This is a genomic window from Kitasatospora sp. NPDC059088 (assembly GCF_042738155.1).
GTDB lineage: Bacteria > Actinomycetota > Actinomycetes > Streptomycetales > Streptomycetaceae > Kitasatospora.
In genome coordinates this window covers 31820-37058 of sequence record NZ_JBHYGR010000020.1, presented here as the reverse complement: position 1 = coordinate 37058, position 5239 = coordinate 31820, and the positions used below count along the sequence as shown (strand labels likewise).

At 75.9% G+C, this 5239-nt stretch carries 4 protein-coding genes; 1 reads left to right on the top strand and 3 read right to left on the bottom strand.

From position 1 onward, the window contains the following. Positions 1-98: 98 nt before the first annotated feature. Positions 99-1760: a long-chain fatty acid--CoA ligase gene (locus ACFWXO_RS11845; RefSeq protein ID WP_380523405.1), complete on the bottom strand. Its 1662-nt coding sequence runs from the start codon at positions 1758-1760 to the stop codon at positions 99-101. 153 nt (positions 1761-1913) lie between these two features. Next, positions 1914-2786 carry a DUF1906 domain-containing protein gene (locus tag ACFWXO_RS11840; RefSeq protein WP_380523404.1) on the bottom strand — a complete coding sequence of 291 codons (873 nt, stop codon included), beginning with the start codon at positions 2784-2786 and terminating at the stop codon, positions 1914-1916. 163 nt (positions 2787-2949) lie between these two features. Between ACFWXO_RS11840 and ACFWXO_RS11835 the strand changes: the two genes are divergently transcribed. Beyond that, positions 2950-4014: a DMT family transporter gene (locus tag ACFWXO_RS11835; RefSeq protein WP_380523403.1), complete on the top strand. Its 1065-nt coding sequence runs from the start codon at positions 2950-2952 to the stop codon at positions 4012-4014. Between the two features lie 102 nt (positions 4015-4116). Here ACFWXO_RS11835 and ACFWXO_RS11830 read toward each other — a convergent pair whose 3' ends face one another. Then, on the bottom strand, positions 4117-4893 hold the full coding sequence (locus ACFWXO_RS11830) for a pyridoxal 5'-phosphate synthase (protein ID WP_375882635.1): 777 nt from the start codon (positions 4891-4893) through the stop codon (positions 4117-4119). Positions 4894-5239 lie beyond the last annotated feature (346 nt).

Here is a 5239-nt window from a genome sequence, read left to right as displayed (position 1 = left end):
GGCGTGGGGGGGGGGGGGGGCCGCCCCCGCGGCCTCCCCCGGGCCGGCCGGGGGGCCCGCCCCCGGTTCGCGGGGGGGCCGGCCCTCCGGTGTGTCCGCTACTCCTTGCCGAGCGTGGTGACGTCCAGCTCGTCGGCCGCGTAGCTGGCCCGGATCACCTTCTTGTCGAACTTGCCGACCGAGGTCTTCGGGACGGACTCGACGATCGCCCAGCGCTCCGGCAGCTGCCAGGAGGCGATCCGCTCGGCCAGGAAGGCCCGCAGGTCCCTGAGCCCGACGGCGGCGCCCGGGCGCAGCACCACGGTGGCCAGCGGGCGCTCGCCCCACTTCTCGTCCGGCACCGCGACCACGGCGGCCTCGGCCACCTCGGGGTGGCCCATCAGGGCGTTCTCCAGCTCGACGGAGGAGATCCACTCGCCGCCCGACTTGATGACGTCCTTGGCCCGGTCGGTGAGGGTCAGGTAGCCGTCGGCGGTGATGGTGCCCACGTCGCCGGTGCGCAGCCAGCCGTCCTCGGAGAACTTGTCCTCCGGGCGGACCGGGTCCTGCCCGGCGCCGCCGTAGTAGGCGGCGGCGATCCACGGGCCGCGGACCTCCAGTTCGCCGGCCGAGACGCCGTCGTGCGGCATCCGCTCGCCGCCCGGGCCGATCAGCCGGGCCTCGACCGAGGCCGGGAAGAGGCCCTGGGTGATCCGGTACGGCCACTCCTCCTCGGGGGTGAGGCCGCCCGGCGGCTGGGCGAAGGAGCCGAGCGGGGAGGTCTCGGTCATGCCCCAGGCGTGCAGCACCCGGATGCCGTGGCGGTCGTCGTAGGCCTTCATCAGCGACGGCGGGCAGGCGCTGCCGCCGATGACGACCATGCGCAGGCTGGAGGTGTCGTAGTCGCCCGCGTCCAGCTCGTCCAGCAGGCCGCTCCAGATGGTCGGGACGGCGGCGCTGACAGTGGGACGGACGGCGGCGATCATCTCGGCCATCGGCTTGGGCTGGAGGAACCGGTCCGGCATCAGCAGGTTGGCGCCGGACATGAAGGCGGCGTGCGGGATGCCCCAGGCGTTCACGTGGAACATCGGGACCACCGGCAGGGCCGTGTCGCGCGGGGTGAAGGCGAAGTTGTCGCCGGTGTTGACCTGCATGCAGTGCAGGTAGATCGACCGGTGGCTGTAGAGCACGCCCTTCGGGTCCCCGGTGGTGCCGGAGGTGTAGCAGAGCACGGCGGCCCGGCGCTCGTCGATGTCCCGCTGCCACGGGAAGTCGGTGGGCCGGTCGGCGATCAGCTCCTCGTAGTCGTGCACGCCGCCGGCGAAGCCGGCCAGCACCGAGCGGTCGCCGGGGCCGGCCACCACGATGTGCTTGAGCGTGGGCGCGAGCTGCGGCAGCACGGCGGCGAGCAGCGGCAGGACGCTGCCGTTGACGACGATCACGCGGTCGGCGGCGTGGTCGATGATGAAGGACAGCTGCTGGGCGGGCAGCCGCAGGTTCAGGGTGTGCAGCACGGCGCCCATCGCCGGGACGGCGAGGTACGCCTCCAGGTGGAAGTCGTTGTTCCACATCAGCGTCGCGACCCGGTCGTCGCCCGTCACCCCGAGCTCGTCGCGCAGCGCGTGCGCCAGCTGCGCGGCGCGCGCGCCCACCTCGGCGTAGGTCCGGACGACCGGACCGGTCGCGTCCCAGGTGGTGACGGTGGAACGGGCGTGGACGGTGGACCCGTGCTCCAGGATCCGGGCGACGGTGAGCGGTACGTCCTGCATCGTGCTGAACACGGGTCCTCCTCGACCTGGCGGCACTGGCGGTGCCACGGCATTTCCTACCGGGCGGTAATGCGCGTGGACGTGCCCGATTGTGCCGTTCCGTCCGCCCGCTGTCAGCATCCGGAACCCGTTGCACGGATCACGGGACCGGCCGGACGTACCCGGTCAGCCGGCGGTCGGGCCGTCCACCCGGTCGCGGTCGACGGTGAGGGTCTCGCCGGCGTAGGTCTCCTGGACGTTGCCGTGGTACTGGTGGACGCGCTGGTGGGAGGCCCAGAGCTGCGGGCCGAGCGGGCCGGCGGAAGCGGTGTCGGCGTGGTCGTCCCAGTGGGCGTACCAGACGGCGTCCGGGAGCGGGCCGCTGCCGGCCCGGGCCGCGGCGGCCAGGTCGGCGACGCCGGAGTCGAGGCTGGAGTAGAAGCCGGAGCGGTAGCCCGCCGCGTGCAGGGCCTGGGTCCAGCCGAGGGTGAACTCGACCACGGCCCGGCCGCAGCCGGCGTCGCGCATCGGGTAGGCCTCGATGTCCAGGTAGACCGGGGCGCCCCGGCCGAAGCCGAGCGAGCGCATCGCGCGCACGGCCTCGCCGGCCTCGTCCCGGCCCTGCTGGGCGGCCTCGGCCGGGTCGATCCGCCGGGGCTTGCGGCTCGGATCGGCGCACGGCGCCTGGAGGCCGACGTGCACCGGCAGGAACCGCCAGCCCATCGAGCGCGCCTGGTGGATCCAGTCCGCGGTGAGCCGGGGCTGGGGGCAGCCGCGCTGGGAGCCGCTGACGTAGATGCCGACCGCCCCGTACGGGGAGGCGGCGCGCCAGGCCCGCAGGGCGTCGGTCGAGGGGGCGGTGCAGACGTCGAAGGCCGCGCCGCTCCAGTTGTCGCGGAACCGGGGCGGGCCGATCCGGTCGGGGAGCCGGACGGCCCGGATGCGCGGGAGGGCGGCGGCGGCCGGGACGGAGGCCTCGGCGCTCACGCCCGTCCCGCCGGTCGCCAGCAGGAGCACGAGGGAGGCGGCGAGGAAGGCCGCCGGGCGGAGACAGCGCACCCGGCCTTGATACTGACGGACCGTCGGACGAACGCGTCCGCCACGCCGCGCGGCCCGTTCGAGTCCACCCTTTCGGGCGCACCCGTCCGCATCCGTCCCGGTTTCCGTGAACGGGTTGTAACGAGCTTGCTGGTTGGTCACTCCTTACGGCAAACTCGTCAGCATGCCCACCTCCCATACCGGCGAAACCGTCGCCCCCACCTCGGCCGCCGCCGTCGCCGAGGCCCTTGCCACGCCGCCCGCCCCCACGGGCGAGCCCGCCGGCGAGCGGGGCAGCCGGCGACGAGGTGGGGAGCCCGGCTCCACGGCGCCCCCGGGGCTCCGCCCCGGCCGGTCCACCGGCCGGATCGGCAAGGCCCTGCGGCGCCCGGACAGGATCCCGGCGCCGCTTCTGTGTCTGGTCGCGATGTTCCTGGTGCAGACCGGCATCGCCCTGTCCAAGCCGCTGTTCGGCCCGCTCGGGGTCAGCGGCACCACCTTCCTGCGGCTGGGCTTCGCCGCGGTGATCCTGCTCGCCGTCACCCGGCCCCGGCTGCGCGACAAGCGCCCGCGCGACCTCGCCGCGGCCGCGCTGCTCGGCATGGCCTCCGCCGGGATGACCTTCCTGTTCGCCGGGGCGATCGACCGGCTGCCGATGGGCACCGCCGCGACCATCGAGTTCCTCGGCCCGCTCGCGGTCGCCCTGGTCTTCGCCCGGCGGGCCAGCCACCTGCTCTGGGCCCTGCTCGCGGCGGCCGGGGTCGTCCTGCTGACCCTGCTCGGCGAAGGGGAAGGCGGCAGCTCGCTCGACCCGGTCGGCCTGCTCTACGCCTTCGGCGCGGCCGGCTGCTACGCGCTGTACATCCTGTTCACCGACAAGGTCGGCGCCGCCTTCCAGGGCTTCCAGGGGCTGGCGGTGTCGATGACGGTCGGCGCCCTGTTCCTCGCGCCGTTCGGGCTCGGCGAGGCCTGGGACGGGCTGACCGCCCCCGGCGCCTCGCCGCTGGTGCTGCTCGCCTCGGCGGCCGGGGTGGCGCTGCTGCTGCCGGTGCTCCCGTACGCGCTGGAGATGACGGCGCTGCGGCGGATGCCCCAGCGGGTGTTCAGCGTGCTGGTCAGCCTGGAGCCGGCGGTCAGCGCACTGGTCGGGCTGGTGGTGCTCGGCCAGCTGCTGGGCGCCGCGCAGCTGGCCGGGATCGGCTGCGTGGTCGCGGCCAGCGTGGGGGCCACGCTGACCGGACGGCGCTGACCGGACGGGTCTGACGGGAGGGGGCTGGCGAGAGGCGGTTGGCGGGAGGGGGCCGACCGGAGGACGCCGACCGGGCGCGGCCGGCCCCTCACGGCAACGGCGCTACGGCCAGAGCAGGGTGCGGGACCACTCCGGGGTACGGACCGGGCCGGTGCGGGTGTAGCGCAGCCGGACGTGCCGGCGCTGGGCGTCGCCCTGCCAGAACTCCACCTCGTGCGCCCACAGGGTGTAGACCGCGTGGCCGGGCGCGACGGCGTCCGGGGTCGCCTCCAGCCGGCGCCGGGCGACCGCCACCGCCTCGTCGTACTCGGTCAGCTCGGCCAGCGGCTCGCTCTGCCGGCCGACCAGCGCACCGACCCGGGCGGCGGGCGAGCGGGTGGCGAACTCCGCGGCGGCGACCAGGTCGGCGGCCCGCTCGACGCTGCCGCGTACCCGGACCTGGCGGCCCAGCTGCGGCCAGTAGACGTTCAGCGCGGCGGCCGGGTGGTGGGCGAGCTGGCGGCCCTTGGGGCTGTCGGCGGCCGCGGAGAAGTTCCAGCCGGTGCCGGCCGCGTCCACGTCGCGCAGCACCAGCACCCGGGCGTCCGGCATGCCGTCGGCGTCGACCGTGGCGAGGGTGAAGGCCTGCGGGTCCAGCACCCCGGCGTCCAGGGCGGTGGCGAGCCAGTCCACGAACAGCGGGCCGGGCTCGGCGGGGGCGGCCGCGGGGTCGAAGGAGGGCAGCGGGCGGGCCATCGGCGGGCGGCCGAGCAGCAGTTCCGGGACGGACCTCGGCCCGGGCCGGCGCTCGTCCGGTGGTGCCGGGCACGGCTGCGGCTGCGGCTCCGGTGCGGGCCTGGCCCCGTCCGGGCCGGTCAGGCCCTCGTCCTCCGCCGCCATCGCGCGCCTTCCTTCCGATTGCCGCGGTCGCCGCCCCGACCGGGCCGTCCGTTCCGGGCCCGGGCACGTGGAGCGCTGTCGGAGCGCAACCGTACCGCCGTGGACCGACGGCGCCGGGCGCGGGCCCTCGCTGGAGGGATCCGGGCCGCTCGCGGGGGGCGGGGCGCGTGCGGGCGGGGCGTACGGGCGGGGCGCAGGGGCCGGGCGCGCGGGCCGGGCGCGGGTGGCGGGCCGGTGGGGCCCCGGGCCCGGACGCACTCGTGGGGGGGGGGGTGTTGTGGGGACACCCCCACCCCCCCCAGCCGCCACCCCCCACCACAAGACAGATAGACACAGAGGTAAGTGG

Bases quoted from the DNA above. Each gene is read 5' to 3' on its own strand.
- ACFWXO_RS11835 (WP_380523403.1), top strand. From the start codon at position 2,950: ATGCCCACCTCCCATACCGGCGAAACCGTCGCCCCCACCTCGGCCGCC.
- ACFWXO_RS11830 (WP_375882635.1), bottom strand. From the start codon at position 4,893: ATGGCGGCGGAGGACGAGGGCCTGACCGGCCCGGACGGGGCCAGGCCC.